At 69.5% G+C, this 14684-nt stretch carries 17 protein-coding genes; 6 read left to right on the top strand and 11 right to left on the bottom strand.

The annotated features are described in order from the left end of the window. The coding region (locus E3O47_RS15110; RefSeq protein ID WP_134421133.1) for an HNH endonuclease signature motif containing protein at window positions 1–298 on the top strand (298 nt) is incomplete at its 5' end. Between the two features lie 284 nt (window positions 299–582). On the opposite strand, the gene E3O47_RS15105 is transcribed toward E3O47_RS15110, so the two are convergent. Continuing rightward, a complete protein-coding gene (locus tag E3O47_RS15105; protein WP_104101036.1) occupies window positions 583–1215 on the bottom strand; it encodes an O-methyltransferase in 633 nt (210 codons plus the stop codon). Window positions 1216–1301: 86 nt separating this feature from the next. Here E3O47_RS15105 and E3O47_RS15100 point away from each other — a divergent pair, with 86 nt between their 5' ends. Next, window positions 1302–1682: a Sec-independent protein translocase TatB gene (locus tag E3O47_RS15100; RefSeq protein ID WP_104101037.1), complete on the top strand. Its 381-nt coding sequence runs from the start codon at window positions 1302–1304 to the stop codon at window positions 1680–1682. Here the strand turns inward: E3O47_RS15100 and E3O47_RS16105 are convergent. Further along, window positions 1679–1843: a hypothetical protein gene (locus E3O47_RS16105; RefSeq protein ID WP_166785413.1), complete on the bottom strand. Its 165-nt coding sequence runs from the start codon at window positions 1841–1843 to the stop codon at window positions 1679–1681. The genes E3O47_RS15100 and E3O47_RS16105 overlap by 4 nt on opposite strands. 404 nt (window positions 1844–2247) lie before the next feature. Between E3O47_RS16105 and ppk2 the strand changes: the two genes are divergently transcribed. Next, window positions 2248–3225, top strand: a complete 978-nt coding sequence (ppk2, locus tag E3O47_RS15090) for a polyphosphate kinase 2 (protein ID WP_347232590.1) — start codon at window positions 2248–2250, stop codon at window positions 3223–3225. A gap of 41 nt (window positions 3226–3266) precedes the next feature. Here the strand turns inward: ppk2 and E3O47_RS15085 are convergent, their stop codons facing one another. From E3O47_RS15085 to E3O47_RS15070, 4 genes are read right to left on the bottom strand one after another with little or no spacing between them, the layout of a single operon-like run. Beyond that, the gene (locus E3O47_RS15085; protein WP_104101039.1) at window positions 3267–4817 is read right to left on the bottom strand and encodes a succinic semialdehyde dehydrogenase; all 1551 of its coding nucleotides are present in this window, start codon (window positions 4815–4817) and stop codon (window positions 3267–3269) included. Window positions 4818–4875: 58 nt separating this feature from the next. Further along, window positions 4876–6042: an Mrp/NBP35 family ATP-binding protein gene (locus tag E3O47_RS15080; protein ID WP_134416478.1), complete on the bottom strand. Its 1167-nt coding sequence runs from the start codon at window positions 6040–6042 to the stop codon at window positions 4876–4878. Beyond that, on the bottom strand, window positions 6035–6631 hold the full coding sequence (locus tag E3O47_RS15075; protein WP_104101041.1) for a DUF1003 domain-containing protein: 597 nt from the start codon (window positions 6629–6631) through the stop codon (window positions 6035–6037). The genes E3O47_RS15080 and E3O47_RS15075 overlap by 8 nt, the downstream gene beginning before the upstream one ends. Beyond that, window positions 6618–7949 carry a CBS domain-containing protein gene (locus E3O47_RS15070; RefSeq protein WP_104101042.1) on the bottom strand — a complete coding sequence of 444 codons (1332 nt, stop codon included), beginning with the start codon at window positions 7947–7949 and terminating at the stop codon, window positions 6618–6620. The genes E3O47_RS15075 and E3O47_RS15070 overlap by 14 nt, the downstream gene beginning before the upstream one ends. A gap of 54 nt (window positions 7950–8003) precedes the next feature. On the opposite strand from E3O47_RS15070, the gene E3O47_RS15065 reads away from it, so the two are divergent. Beyond that, entirely contained in the window at window positions 8004–8585 is a 582-nt protein-coding gene (locus tag E3O47_RS15065; RefSeq protein ID WP_104101043.1) for a general stress protein, read from the top strand. A 16-nt stretch (window positions 8586–8601) separates the two neighbouring features. On the opposite strand, the gene E3O47_RS15060 is transcribed toward E3O47_RS15065, so the two are convergent. Next, window positions 8602–10143 carry an aminopeptidase P family protein gene (locus E3O47_RS15060; RefSeq protein WP_134421129.1) on the bottom strand — a complete coding sequence of 514 codons (1542 nt, stop codon included), beginning with the start codon at window positions 10141–10143 and terminating at the stop codon, window positions 8602–8604. A gap of 19 nt (window positions 10144–10162) precedes the next feature. Further along, window positions 10163–10606 (bottom strand): endonuclease/exonuclease/phosphatase family protein, encoded by a 444-nt coding sequence (locus tag E3O47_RS15055; RefSeq protein WP_134421127.1) that lies wholly within the window; start codon window positions 10604–10606, stop codon window positions 10163–10165. A gap of 13 nt (window positions 10607–10619) precedes the next feature. Between E3O47_RS15055 and E3O47_RS15050 the strand changes: the two genes are divergently transcribed. Further along, window positions 10620–11489, top strand: coding sequence for a PHP domain-containing protein (locus tag E3O47_RS15050; RefSeq protein ID WP_134421125.1), 870 nt, complete (start codon window positions 10620–10622; stop codon window positions 11487–11489). A gap of 137 nt (window positions 11490–11626) precedes the next feature. Here the strand turns inward: E3O47_RS15050 and E3O47_RS15045 are convergent, their stop codons facing one another. After that, window positions 11627–13204 carry a DEAD/DEAH box helicase gene (locus E3O47_RS15045; RefSeq protein ID WP_104101047.1) on the bottom strand — a complete coding sequence of 526 codons (1578 nt, stop codon included), beginning with the start codon at window positions 13202–13204 and terminating at the stop codon, window positions 11627–11629. Window positions 13205–13411: 207 nt separating this feature from the next. On the opposite strand from E3O47_RS15045, the gene E3O47_RS15040 reads away from it, so the two are divergent. Continuing rightward, a complete protein-coding gene (locus E3O47_RS15040) occupies window positions 13412–14119 on the top strand; it encodes a ferritin-like fold-containing protein (RefSeq protein ID WP_241976719.1) in 708 nt (235 codons plus the stop codon). 25 nt (window positions 14120–14144) lie between these two features. Here E3O47_RS15040 and E3O47_RS15035 read toward each other — a convergent pair whose 3' ends face one another. Beyond that, on the bottom strand, window positions 14145–14453 hold the full coding sequence (locus E3O47_RS15035; protein WP_134421123.1) for a hypothetical protein: 309 nt from the start codon (window positions 14451–14453) through the stop codon (window positions 14145–14147). Between the two features lie 6 nt (window positions 14454–14459). Next, the gene (locus E3O47_RS15030; protein ID WP_104101050.1) at window positions 14460–14684 is read right to left on the bottom strand and encodes a DUF3107 domain-containing protein; all 225 of its coding nucleotides are present in this window, start codon (window positions 14682–14684) and stop codon (window positions 14460–14462) included.

Raw genomic sequence — 14684 nt, 5'->3', positions numbered from 1 at the left:
CGGCGGCTGCATCATTCCGGGGTGCACCGTGCCCGCCGCCTGGTGCGAAGTACACCACGTCACCCCCTGGCACCGCGGCGGAAAAACCGAGATCGACAACGGGGTCCTGCTCTGCTGGTACCACCACCACAGCATCGACACCTCCGGCTGGAACATCCGCATGATCCGCGGCACACCCGAAGTCCAGGCACCCTACTGCTACGACCCCACCCGCACCTGGCGGGCCGCGGAAGGGAACCCGGCCAACCGGGCACGGGCACGGGCACGGTCTCGGCAGGCTCGACCAACGTCAGGGTGAGTCCCCGGGATCGGGTCACCGGTCTCGTCCGGCTCGACCGACGTCAGCTTAAATCCCCGGCCGCGAGCGACCTGAGCCCGGTGGTCGAGGTCGTCGAAACCAGGCGGGCCATCTTCCGAACCCGGCCCGGGGCATCCGTTAGCGCGGGCGGCGACAACGGATGCCGGTGTGTGGGCCTCCGGAGCCGGCGCACCGGGTCTCGACAGGCTCGACGACCGACAGGCTCGACCACCGACAGGCTCGACCACCGATCGGCTCGACCACCGGAGGGTGTGCTCGACCGTCTAGGCGCGGAGCTTGGTGATCTGCAGCAGGCCGTCGCCCACAGGGGAGAGGGCACTGATGACTGCGGTGGACGAGGCGATGACGGTCAACAGGGTGCGGAAGCCGGTCGCCACATCGTCGCGCTGGGCCGGGTTGGCCACGCGGCCGCGCCAGAGCGCGTGGGCCACGAGCACGGTTCCGCCCGGGCGGGCCAGGCGCAGAGCATGCTCGACATACTCGATCACACACTGCGGATCGGCGTCGACGAACACAATGTCGTAGGAGTTCTCGTTCATGCGCGGCAGTACATCCGCTGCCCGGCCCGTGATCAGGCGTACCCGGTTCGCGGGGATGCCGGCTTCGGCGAAGTTGGCTTTGGCGTGCTGCTGGTGGTCGACCTCGGTGTCGATCGAGGTGAGGGTGGCGCCGGGGGCGCCGGTGAGCAGCCAGATGCCGGAGACGCCGGCACCGGTGCCGACCTCGAGAATGCTCCGGGCCCCGGTGGCGGCCGCGATCACGGCCGATTGAGCGCCGACCGCCGGAGAAATCGCGTCGATTCCGAGTTCGAGGGACTGCTGTCTGGCCCGCGCCACAGCGTCGGACTCCACGACTGAGTCGTCGGAGAATTTCCAGTTCAGATCTTTGTCAGACACAGCGCAACTCCAGTAGATGAATGGGTCAAGCCTAAGGGGGGCCGGGCATGGTCCGGGGAGGCCTCGCCGGGGGTTATTCTGGGGGAATGTTCGGTTTGACCTTCGAGAAGATATTACTGATCGGGATTGTCGCCGTCTTCCTGCTCGGACCCGAACGGCTTCCCCACTATGCCGCCCAGCTCGCCCGTCTCGTGAAGCAGCTCCGCAACCTGGCCAACGGGGCCAAAGACCGGATGCGGGACGAGATGGGCCCGGATTTCGACGACGTCGACTGGAAGAAACTCGACCCGCGTCAGTATGACCCGCGCCGCATCATCCGTGAAGCTCTCACCGACGAAGACGAGCTGAAAGGCCAATCGGCGACCGTGTCGCGGGCGGTGCCGAACCCCGACGGCGCCTATCTGCAACGCAAGCGCGCCAGGGAGGCCGCCACGCTGCCGGCGCCCTTCGACTCCGAAGCCACTTAGCCACTTAGCCACGCAGCCACGAAGCCACGCGGCCAAACGAACCAGGTGACGAGCACACCGGACGCGGCGTATTCGAGCTGGCGGACGTCGGGAACGGGTACGTTGGGCAGGTTGGTCAGGTTGGGCAGGCCGGGCACGTCGGGCACGTAGACCCGCGACACGGGCCGAGTGCGCTCGAATCGTGTTCCCGACCGCTGCGATGACCTCGCCGGACAGCCCGAATGACGAGAAGTCCTCGTCGACCACGATCAGGCGCCCGGCCGGAAAGAGCGATGCGCGGAAGGTCCCCTGGTTGGCCGCACCCTCGCCGGTGTCCGCCACGGCCGCTCGGTCGTCGCCCAGCCGGGAAAGGGCGACGGCCTGTCCGACGGCGGGCGGTAGATCGTCGGCGATGATTCTCGAGCAGGAGAAATGCGTGCCGGGGTCGAACAGGTGTATGTGCCACTCGAGGCTGAGGCCGAGGGCCGGGCGGTGAGCGGCGCAGTGCGCACCAGAATATGCAGGCCGGGCCATACGGGCGATGCGTGCACGCTACGCTGAACCCACGTATCTGAGGAGTGTGACCGTGTCGAAGCCGTCGAACACCCACGCGAAGCCCAAGCGGGTGCCGCTGCCCGTCTACTCCGCCGAGTTGCGCAATCTGCAGACCGAGTTGGTCGCCATGCAGGAATGGGTCAAGGAGTCCGGGGCCCGCATCGTCGTGATCTTCGAGGGCCGGGACGCGGCCGGCAAGGGGTCCGCGATCAAGCGGGTCAGCGAGTTTCTCAATCCCCGCGTCGCCCGGATCGTCGCCCTGCCGGTGCCGACCGAGCGCGAGCGCGGCCAGTGGTACTTCCAGCGGTACATCGAACACCTGCCCTCCACGGGTGAGATCGTGCTGATGGACCGCTCCTGGTACAACCGCGCCGGCGTCGAACACGTGATGGGGTACTGCACCCCCGACGAGTACCGCCGGTTCCTGCACCAGGCGCCCCTCTTCGAACGGATGCTGGTCGAAGACGGCATTCTGCTCGTCAAGTACTGGTTCTCGGTGTCCGACACCGAGCAGGAGAGGCGGTTCCGGTCACGGCTGAACGACCCGATGCGCCGCTGGAAGCTGTCCGGGACCGACCTTTTCTCGATCACGAAGTGGGTCGATTATTCCCGCGCCAAAGACGAGATGTTCGTGCACACCGATCTGCCGGAGGCCCCATGGTGGGTCGTCGAGAGCGAGGACAAGCGGGCCGCGCGCCTCAACATGATCAGCCACCTGCTGTCGATCGTCCCCTACACGCATCGCGAGCCGCCCCAGGTGACCATTCCGACTCGCCCCGCCGGCTCGGAGTACGAGCGCCCGCCGCGCGAGCTGAACCGGCCAGTGCCGGACATCACGACCACGCTGGGAAAGCCCACGGCGAAGCCGAAGGGCAAGGCCAAGATCAAGAAGAACGCGAAGAAGGCGACCAAGGCGGAGGCGGCGAAGCTGGCGCCGGAGAAGGCGGCCCAGCAGGCGGCCCAGCAGGCGGCCCAGCAGGCGGCGGCGTCGGCCAAGCTGTTCGTCTGAGCCGGGTTCGCGGAGCCGGGTCACGGCTCTGCTGCCCGGGGTCAGCGGCGGCGGATGCCCTTCAGCACGGCCGCCAGCAGCAGCATCGGCCCGGCCAGCCGCTCGAAGTCGTGGCCGGTGCGCGGCAGCTGCACGAGACCCGTCGGACGCGCGATGGTGACGGCGTCCACGAACCTGAGCAGTCCCTCCGGGCCGTTGCGTCGGCCGAGACCGGACTGCTTCAGGCCGCCCATCGGGGCCGCCACCGAGGAGAACGACCCGCGATAGCCCTCGTTGATGTTCACGCTGCCGGCCTCGAGGGCCCCGCCCACGCGCAGAGCCCGCCGCACGGAACCGGAGAACACCGACGCGTTCAGCCCGTAGTCGCTGTCGTTGGCGGCCAGGATGGCCTCCTGCTCCGAGTCGATCACGGTGACCGCGACCACAGGGCCGAACGTTTCGCCGGCGAAGCACTCCATCGCCGGGGTGACCCCGGTCAGCACGGTGGGTTCGTAGAAGAACGGTCCCAGGTCGGGGCGGGCACGGCCCCCGACCTCGACCGTGGCGCCGTGGGCGACCGCGTCGGCCACCTGCGCGCTCACCCGGTCCAGCTGGGCCTGCGAGGTGAGGGAACCGACGTCCGTCGTGTAGTCGTAGTCGGCGCCGAGCCGGAGCGACCGGGTGACGGCCACGAATTCGTGCAGGAACGCGTCGGCCACACCTCGCTGCACGAAGATGCGCTCAATCGACACGCAGAGCTGGCCCATCGCCGTGAAGCAGGCCGGGGCCGCGTCGGCGGCCGCGCGGGCCGGGTCGGCGTCGTCAAGCACGATCAGCGGGTTCTTGCCGCCCAGCTCGAGCGAGACGCCGGTGAGGTTGCCGGCCGCCTGCGCCGCCACCCGCTTGCCCGTCGCGGTCGACCCGGTGAAGCAGACGTAGTCGGCCTCCGCGGTGACCGCCCCGCCGATCTCCGCGCCGTCGCCGACGACCACGGCCCAGAGCTGCTCGGGCACGCCGGCGTCGATGAATGCCTGACGCAACGAGAGGATGCTCAGCGCACCCTGGTCGTCGGCCTTCTGCACCACGCCGCAGCCGGCGGCGAGGGCCGGCACGACATCCATGGCGGCGAGGCTGAGCGGGTAGTTCCACGGGGTGATCACGCCCGCGATGCCCTTGGGCCGGTAGCGCACAGTGGCCGTGATGACGAGCGGGATCGCGGAGTGGCGGCGCCCGCCGCGCAGCACGCGCGGCGCGGCGAGGGCATTGAAGCGGGTGACGCCGGCGGCCTGGAAGACCTCCTCGAAGGCCTGGCCGCGGGTCTTGCCGGTCTCCGCCTGCACGGTGTCCTGCAGCAGCCCGCGTCGCTCGAGGATCAGGTCGTGCGCGCGCAACAGGATCGCTCGGCGCCGTGCGAACCCGGCCCGCACCCAGGCCAGCTGGGCCAGGCGCGCCTGCGCGTAGGCCGCCTGCACGTCGGGCAGCCCGCTGACGGGCAGCTCGTGCAGCACCTCCCCGGTGAAGGGCGCGATCACGGTGACCGTGGCTCCCGTCGTGGAACGTATGGAGCGGGTGAGAGTCGTGATCCCGGCAGGGTCGAGGGGGGAGGCAGGCATGCCGAAAGTCTAGGTGGGGGCGGCGCGTGCGCTCCGCCGCGGCGCCGGTGCGGCGACGCTACTTTGGGGTGATGCCGAGGCTCAATCCGGAGAGGCCGCGCGCCCGGGTGGCGAGGCGGTCGGCAACCAAACGGATGGCCACGGCCGCGGGGTCGGTCGGGTCGCCGTGCACCACGGGCACCCCGGTGTCCCCGCCACTGCGGAGCGGCACGCTGAGGGGAACCTGGGCGAGCAACGGTACGGGGAACCCGTGCCCGGCGCCGAGCCGGCGCGCGACCTCGGCGCCACCCCCGGAACCGAACAGCTCCAGCACCGTGCCGTCGGGCTGCACGATCCCGGCCATGTTCTCGATCACGCCGTAGATGGTCTGGCCGGTCTGCCGGGCCACGACACCGCTGCGTTCGGCGATGTCGGCGGCGGCCGGTTGCGGGGTGGTGACGACGATGACCTCGGCCTGGGGCAAAAGCTGCCCGACCGAGATGGCCACGTCGCCGGTGCCCGGCGGCAGGTCCAGCAGCAGGATGTCCAGGTCGCCGAAGTAAACGTCGGTGAGGAACTGGGTGATCGTGCGGTGCAGCATCGGCCCGCGCCAGGCAACCGCGACGGAGCCGTCCTCCACGAACATGCCGATCGAGATGACCTTCACGTCGAAGGCGATCGGCGGCAGGATCATCTCGCCGACCTGGGTCGGCTTGACCGCGGCGGACTTGCCCGTCTCGGGGGAAGGCGGGGTGACCAGGCCGAGGAGTCCGGGGATGGAGAACCCGTAGACATCCGCGTCGACGATGCCGACCCGCAGGCCGCGCTCGGCCAGGGCCACGGCCAAATTCGCGGTGATTGTGGACTTGCCGACCCCGCCCTTGCCGCTGGTGATGGCGTAGACCCGGGTGAGCGAGTCCGGGCCGAATTGGTTGCTGCGGGCTTCCTTGCCGCCGCGCAGCTTCTCCGTCATCGCTCGGCGCTGCTCGCGCGTCATCACGCTCACATCCACGGTCACGTTGCCGGGGCCGGCCACGGACTCCACGGCGCGCAACACATCGCGCTCGATCTGCCGGGCCGCCGGGCAGCCGGCGATGGTGAGACGGATGCCCACGAGGGCGCGGCCGTCGACGATCCGCACCCCGGAGACCATGTCGAGGTCGGTGATCGGCTTGCGGATCTCCGGGTCGATCACCCGGGCCAGGGCGGTGAGCACCTGGTCGGCGGAAAAGAGGGGCTCAGGCACTGGGCGATCGCTCCTCGCGGTCGCGGTCTCGCTCGCGGTCGCCCTTGCGGAGGCGTTTCCGGGTCTGCTTGTCCGGGTCTTCGCGCTCTTCCAGGTTGTCGAGAAGGGCGCGCAGCTCGGAGCGGAGGAAATCGCGGGAGGCGAGGTCCTTCATGCCGAGGCGTAGCGCCACCACCTCCCGGGCGAGGTATTCGGTGTCGGCCAGGTTGCGTTCGGCGCGCTGCCGGTCCTGTTCGAACTGCACCCGGTCTCGGTCGTCCTGGCGGTTCTGCGCCAGCAGGATCATCGGGGCCGCGTAGGAGGCCTGCATCGACAAGACCAGGGTCAGTGCGATGAAGCCGAGCGACACGGAGTCGAAGCGCCACTGCACCGGTGCGAGCGTGTTCCAGGCGATCCAGCTGACGGCGAAGAACGTCAGCCCGAGCAGGAACCACGGCGTGCCCATGCCGCGGGCGATGGCCTCGGTGAACCGGCCGAAGCGGTCGCGGCTGGGGCGGTCGCGGCTACGCCGGCGCTTGCGACCGAGGGCGGGCGTGCGCACACCCTTGGGGGAGTCGAGGCGGAGATCCGCTCGGTTAGCTCGGGCCATTGCCGGTCCTCCGTCCGTGGTGCAGCGGGATGCTTCCCGTGGTCAGTTCGGTGCGGGCCTCGGCCCGGCGGCGCACGTCGTCGTTGCCATCGTGGCTGCGCCAGTCGTCGGGCAGCAGATAGTCGAGGACGTCGTCAATCGTCACCACCCCGACGAGTCGGTGGTTCTCGTCGACCACGGGCACGGAGACGAGGTCATAGCTGGCGAGGATGCGGGTGACCTCCGCGGCCGAGGTGTCGGCGGTGACGGGATCAAGACCCTGGTCGAGCAGTGTGCCGAGGCGTTCGTGGGGCGGGTAGCGCAGCATCCGTTGGAAATGCACCATGCCGAGGAAGCGGCCGGTGGGCGGCTCGTAGGGCGGGAGGGTGACGCAGATGGCCGCACCGAGGGCCGGCGCCAGGTCGTGGCGACGGATGAGCGCGAGCCCCTCCGCGACCGTGGCATCGGCCGAGACGATGATCGGTTCGGTCGTCATCAGGCCGCCGGCGGTGTCGGGGGCGTAGGTGAGCAGGAAGCGCACGTCGTCCGCTTCCTCCGGCTCCATCAGGTCGAGCAGCTGTTCGCCGAGCTCTTCCGGCAGCTGCGCGATCAGGTCGGCGGCGTCGTCGGGCTGCATGTGGTCGAGCACGTCGGCGGCGCGGGCGTCGCCGAGCCGGGTCAGGATACTGACCTGCTCACTTTCCGGCATCTCCTCGAGGGCGTCGGCGAGACGGCCGTCCGGTAGCTCGCCGGCAACCTCGTGCATGCGCTCCGGCGGGAGGTCGAGCAGGGTATTCGCGAGGTCCGCGGGCTTGAGGTCGGAGTAGGTGGCGATGAGCTGCTCGGCCGACTGGGCCTGGCCCTCGGTGGTCTGCTCGCGCACCTCGGCCCAGTCCGTGAAGGTCGTGGCGCCCTTCGCGAAGAGGGACAGGCTGGTCTTGGGGCGGCGCACGAAGAGCTGGCTGATCGCCCAACCGCCCTGGGGGAGCTCCTCGATCGAGACGTCTTCGATGGTCGCCTCACCGGAACCGTCGTTGAAGACCACCGTGCGCCCAAGCATCTCGGCAATGACGCGCACCTCTCCGCCGCGCTGCTCGAAGCGGCGCACGTTGATCAGGCCGGTGGTGATGATCTGACCCGAACCGATGCTGGTGACGCGCCCGATGGACACGAAAACGCGGCGTTTGCCCGGGATCTCCACGATCAGGCCGACGACGAGGGGCGGGTCGTTTTTTCGGTAGACCACCAGCACGTCCCTGACCTTGCCCACACGGTCTCCCGCGGGGTCGAAAACGGTACACCCGGCCAAACGGGCAACGAAGACTCTGGTGGCAGACACAGATCAAATCTAGGCCACCTTCAGGGCAGATCGGTCCTGTGAAAGAATGGACTCATGAGCAATCAGAACCCCTTCGGCGGGCGCAGGGCCGCATTGTTCCCCGTTTTACCCAAGGGGGAGGTGCTCGCGACATACGCCACCTATGGCGAGGCTCAGGAAGCTGTGGACACTCTGGCGAAGTCCGACTTCCCGGTGAAGCAGGTCTCCATCCTCGGCAACGACCTCAAAACCGTCGAGCGGGTCACCGGCAAACTCACCTGGGGGCGCGTCGCTCTCGCCGGTGCGGCCTCCGGCGCCTGGCTGGGCGTGTTCTTCGGGCTGCTGTTCTTCATCTTCTCGCCGGATGGCGCGGGCCTGCCGTTCGTATTCGCCGCGGTGATGATCGGCGCCGGGTTCGGCATGCTGTTCGGGGTCGTCAGCGCCGCGCTCAATCGACGTCGCCGCGACTTCACATCGACCATGCAGGTGATTGCCAGTACCTATCAAGTGATCGTCGACGGCACCCTGGTCAATCGGGCCCGGAACCTGCTCGCCGGGCTCGCTGAGGCCGAGCAGACGGTGCCGGCCCCGCCGCATCCGTCGGAGCCCCCTCGCGTCGAAGAGCCGCCCGCGGCTCCGCAGCATCCGCTGCCCTGACAGTCCGCGGTCAGGTTTAGGTGGTGAGGGCGGCGATCCAGGCCTCGACCTCCTCGACGGTGCGGGGGATGCCGGCCGACAGGTTCTCCGGGCCGTCCGCGGTGACCAGGATGTCGTCTTCAATCCGCACGCCGATGCCGCGGTACTCCGCAGGCACCGTCAGGTCATCGGGCTGAAAGTAGAGGCCGGGTTCGATCGTGAACACCATTCCGGGCTCGATCACGCCGTCCATGTACATCTCGCGGCGCGCCTGCGCGCAGTCGTGCACGTCGAGGCCGAGGTGGTGGCTGGTGCCGTGCACCATATAGCGGCGGTGGTGGCCGTTGTCGGGCAGCAGGGCTTCCTCGGCGGTGACGGGCAGCATGCCCCATTCGGCCGTGCGGCGCGCGATGACCGCCATCGCCGCGGCGTGCACGTCGCGGAACACGGCGCCGGGACGCGCCATGGCGAACGCGGCATCCGCTGCCTCGCGCACGGCGTCGTAGACACGGCGCTGCACGTCGGTGAAGGTGCCGTTCACCGGGAGGGTGCGGGTGATGTCGGCGGTGTAGTAGCTGTCGACCTCGACGCCGGCGTCGATCAGGATCAGGTCGCCGGGCACGACGGCGCCATCGTTGCGGGTCCAGTGCAGGATGCAGGCGTGAGGGCCGGACGCGGCGATCGTGTCGTAGCCGACCGCGTTGCCGTCGGACCGGGCCCGGGTGTTGAACACGCCCTCAACGAGCCGTTCGCCGCGGTGGTGGGTGCTCGAGCGGGGCAGGTCCCGGATAATGTCCTCGAAGCCGCGGGCCGTGGCGGCGACGGCGAGGCGCATCTGGGCGATCTCGTAGGAGTCCTTGACGAGGCGCAGCTCCGACAGGCCGCGGGCGAACTGCTCGTCGGCGGCATGGTCGCCGTTGATCTCGAGGCTGAACGGCGAGTCGGAGGCGTCGGTCGTGAGCACCTTCTCCGCCGCGAATCGGAGGCGGGCCTCGTCGACCTCGGTGGTGAAGAGCGGGTCGGCCTCCCGCAGCACGAGGCTCTCGGTGTCGATCGTGTTCATGACCAGGGCCAGGTCGGCGATGCCGCGCACGGGCACGCCGAGGTCGGCGGCAACCTGGGCGACCCCGGGGCGTGGGCCGATCCAGAATTCGCCGATATCGGGGTTTGCGTAGAACTCGTCCGAGTCGCGGCCGGCCCGCTCTCGGAAGTAGAGGGTGGCGTCGTGGCCGGTCGCTGTGGGTTCGAGCACCAACACGGCGCCGGGCTCGGCGTCGCTGCCCCAGCCGGTGAGGTGCGCAAAGGCCGAGTGCGCGCGGAACGCGTAGTCGGTGTCGTTGGAGCGTTGCTTGAGACGACCGGCGGGGATGATCAAACGCTGTCCGGGGTGCATTGCGGAAAGGAGTTCGCGGCGGGCGGCCGCGAAGTGCGCCTGCTCGCGGGCGAGCGGTAGCTCTTCGGTGCGCTCGGCCCAGTCGCTGGAGATGTACGCCTTGAACCCGGCCGAGCCGGGGGTGGTGGAGCGGTTCTCGTTCGATCGGGGAGCAGGGTTGATCGCGGTTTCGCTGGAAGTGGCCATGGCCCATTGTCCCATTGAGCTAGGAGGTCGGGGCGAGGGCGGCCACGAGCGGGCGGTGATCGCTGCCTGCGCCGTCTCCCGCCTCGATCACGCGCAGGCCCTGCACCTGCCAGTTCGCGGTGGCCAACACGTGGTCGATCGGCGAGCCGAGCAGGGCCGGCGCGAAAGTCGGCCAGGTGCCGACGGCACCCGCACCGGTCGCCGGTCCGGCGTCGTCGCTGACCGTGTAGTCGCCCAGGTCGGAGCTGATCATTAGGGTCGTGGAGCGGGCCTTGGAGATCTGGTCGAAGGCGATGGTGTGTACCCACATCGGACGTCCGCCCTCGCGCATGGCTTCGGCGACGGCCTCACCGGTGGCCTCGGTGGTTTCCGGCAGGGTGACGATGTCGGCGTTCTGGCCGAGGGCGAGTCGGCGATGGCGGCGGCTGGGAACCCCGCGGGACGGTCCGGGTCCGTCGCACAACTAGCATGGGGGAATGCTTGGTGCTCGACGATTCCGCGGTCCGATCGACCTGCACACGCATTCGAGCGTGTCGGATGGCACGGAGACCCCGTCGCAGCTCGTGCGGGCCGCCGCCGCGGCCGGCCTGGGCACGGTCGCACTGACCGACCACGATTCGACCGCCGGCTGGGCCGAGGCCGGTGTTGCCGCCCGCACCGCCGGACTCACACTCATCCCCGGCATGGAATTCAGCACCCGGGTGGGCTTCTCCAGCGTGCACCTGCTCGCGTACCTGTTCGACCCGTCCAACGCCGGCATCGTGGCCGAAACCGCCCGGGTGCGGCAGGCCCGGCTGGTGCGCGCCGAGCAGATGGTGGAGCGCATCGGCGTCGACTACGCCCTGACCTGGGAAGACGTGCTCGCACAGACCACGCCGGATGCGACGGTCGGCCGCCCGCATATCGCCGACGCACTGGTGGCCCGCGGGTTCGCGCTCACGCGGAGCGAGGCCTTCGCGGGAATCCTGCATTGGGAGGCCGGCTACTACCAGCCCCACTACGCGCCGGACCCGCTGCGGGCCATCACCCTCGTGCGCGCGGCCGGTGGGGTGCCGGTCATCGCACACCCGGCGACGCGCGGGGCGGTCGACGTCATCCCTGAAGCGAAACTGGCCCGGTTGGCCGAGGCCGGCCTTTTCGGGCTCGAACTCGAGCACCGTGAGAACAGGCCCGAGGCGAAGGCCCACCTCTACGCGCTCGCCGAGAAGTACGGACTCTTCGTCACCGGGTCCAGCGACTACCACGGCGAGGGCAAGCCGAACCGCCTGGGCGAGAACACGACGACGCCCGAGGTGCTCGAGCGCATCATCGGACAGGGAACGGGCTCGCCGCCCGTCTTCGGCTGACGCCGCCCACCCTAGGGGACCGGGCGCGCGGTCTACCATGCGCCGCGAGCCCTATCGTGAGCCACCGCGGAGTCAAACGAAAAGCGCCCCCGCCGAAGCGGAGGCGCTTACGGCCGAAACTGCCGTGCAGGGGGTGCCTAGCTGGGGGTGCCGGCCTGCGGGGCGTGGCGACGCGTGCGGCTTCGACGCCGCGGGGCGCTGTTGCCGTCGTGGTGCTCGGCGCCGCCGCCGTCGTGAGTGCCGGCGGCCGGGGTGATGACCGGGGCATCCGGGTTGGTGGTCGCGCTGACCCGGGTGCGCGAGCGCGGCGGGCGGCTGCCGGCCAGTTCGCCGGAGTGGCTCGCGCCCGAGCGTGCGGCGTCGGTGTGACCGGCGCCGGAGCGACCGGCGCCCGAGCGCGAGGAGTCGCCACCGGTGCGGCCCCCGCCGGAACGGCCGAAGTCAGAGCGGCCCGAGTCGGAGCGGCCTGCGCCGCCGGTGCGGCCTGCGCCACCCGTGCGTGCAGCCGAGGCGGCGGTCTCCCGGATGGGCGAGGCGCGGAGGCGACCCTTCGACCCGGCCGGGATGTTCAGGTCGGCGTAGAGGTGCGGCGACGACGAGTAGGTCTCCATCGGAACCGGCGTGCCGAAGTCGAGCGCGTTGTTGATCAGCGTCCACTTGTGCATGTCGTCCCAGTCGACGAATGTGACCGCAATGCCGGTCTTGCCCGCACGGCCGGTGCGTCCCACGCGGTGCAGGTAGGCCTTCTCGTCCTCGGGGATGGTGTGGTTGATCACGTGAGTGACGTCGTCCACGTCGATGCCGCGCGCGGCGACATCCGTGGCGATCAGAATGTCCTTCTTGCCGGCCTTGAAGGAGGCCATGGCGCGTTCACGCTGTTCCTGGTTGAGGTCACCGTGCACGGCCGTGGCGTTGAAGCCGCGATCGCCGAGCTCCTCGACCAGCTTGGCGGCGGCGCGCTTGGTGCGGGTGAAGATCACGGTCTTGCCGCGGCCCTCGGCCATCAGGATGCGGCCGATCACCTCGTCCTTGTCCATGTTGTGTGCGCGGTAGACAAGGTGCTCGATGTTGGCCTGCATCAGGCCCTCGTCGGGGTCGGACGCACGGATGTGGATCGGGCGGTTCATGAACCGGCGCGCCAGGGCGACGATCGGGCCCGGCATCGTGGCCGAGAACAGCATCGTGTGGCGGGTGGGCGGCGTCTGCGAGAACAGCTTCTCGATGTCGGCGAGGAAGCCGAGGTCGAGCATCTTGTCGGCCTCGTCGAGCACCATCTCGCTTACGTTGGCGAGGCTGAGCAGGCGCTGGCTGGCGAGGTCGAGGAGCCGGCCGGGGGTGCCGACGACGATCTGCGCGCCGGCCTTGAGCGCCTCGATCTGACCTTCGTACGCCTTGCCGCCGTAGATGGAGACAACCTTGGTGTTGCGGTTGCTGGAAGCCATCTCGAGGTCTTCGGAGACCTGCACGCACAGCTCGCGGGTCGGGACGACGACGAGTACCTGCACGCCGGGTGCGGGGTCGAGCCCGAGTCGCTGAATGATCGGAAGGCCGAAGCCGAGGGTCTTGCCGGTGCCGGTCTTGGCCTGACCGATGATGTCCTGGCCGCTCAGGGCGAGGGGGATGGTCTGCACCTGGATGGGGAAGGGCTCGATGATGCCTTTATCAGCGAGAGCCTGAACCATGTCCTGGTCGATGTTGAGTTCGGAGAAAGTCACGAATTATTGCCTGTCATTAGCTGGAAGCGGGATGCGCCCGTCTTTTGCTTCGGGCACCTGGCCATCGATCCATGCCGATGGCGTGCTCCCAGCCTATCGGGCGGCCCTGTGAAGTCTCTTATACCGGACCCGGACGCGCCGATGCGCCCAGCGTGGGCCGGAACCCGCGGTGGCGGCACGACACTGTTCTAAGCTGGGCCTGTGATCATGTGGACCGATGGGCGCAAGAAGCGCGTGGAGGCACCCCGGCAACCGGCGCGGCGGGCACGTCAGTCGACCACGAAAATGGACATCGCCGGTTTCACGCCGGAGTTGCTGCCCTACTTCGGCCAGGCGGCGTACTTCCAACTCGGCATGTTCGAGAACCTCGCCCTGGCCATCGCGATCGCTCCGGACCTCACCGCGAAGGAGGCGCTGAGCGTCGCCGCCGGCCGGGCCCTCGCCAAGCACCAGGGGCTCGTGGCCGAGATCCGCCGCCGCGGCGGTGAGCCGTCCGAGGTGATGGCCCCGTTCGCGCCCCACCTCGACGCGTTCCGCGAGCAGACGGCCGGCGCCGACTGGAACGAACTGCTGCTCAGCTGCTATCTCGCCGGGGGACTGCTCGACGACTTCTTCATCCGGCTGTCCGACGGGCTGCCCGGCGATGTGGGCCCGCGGGTGGCGCACCTGCTCGGCCAGGACGCCGGCACGGAGGTTCTCGTCACCCACCTGAAGGCCGCCATCGGCGCCGCCCCGGCGCTCGGGTCGCACCTGGCCCTGTGGGGACGACGCCTGGTCGGGGACACCCTGCTGGTCGCCCGCTCGGCTCTGCCGATGGAGGGCATCACCGCAGCGGAGTCCCGGATCGAACCCGTGTTCACCGAGCTCATCGCCGCGCACACGCGGCGCATGGACGGACTCGGCCTGACCGCCTGACCGCCGGCCGCACGGGGAGCCTTCGTCACGCGCGGGCCGGGTGCCCGTCGCGCATCAGGGTATGCAGCATCCGCTCGTCGCCGGCGGTGCGCGTGCGCACCAGGGCCAGGTCGGCTGCGACGGATGCCAGTGCGGTCACCCCGAGGGTGACCCACCAGATCCAGCCACCGTCCCAGGGCGCGCCGAGCCAGCTCAGCGCCACCCAGACGACGGACGCGACCATGGTGCCGATCGCCGGGACGAGGACAGCGCCGTGTGCGCGGCGCCCCGGAATGGCATACCGTGCGGCAATCCCCAGAACCGCACCGCCGAGGGCGATGAAGAGCAGTTCCACGATTGGTCAGGCGACGAAGCCGACGCGGCGGGACTCCTCGGAGCCCAGCTCCACGTACGCGAGCCCGACGGTTGGAACGATGTAGACCTTGCCCTTGCTGTCGGAGAGCTTCAGGTACCCGGTCTGCCCGGCGAGGGCGGCAGCGACCGTTTCCTCGACCTCGTTCGCGGGCTGTGAGGTCTCGAAGCCAATCTCACGGGGAGAATTGAAGATGCCAATGCGGATATCCAC

Source organism: Cryobacterium sp. TMT2-17-1, assembly GCF_004402765.1.
In the GTDB taxonomy this organism is placed as follows: Bacteria; Actinomycetota; Actinomycetes; order Actinomycetales; family Microbacteriaceae; genus Cryobacterium; species Cryobacterium sandaracinum.
This window is presented reverse-complemented; position numbering and strand designations above follow the sequence as displayed.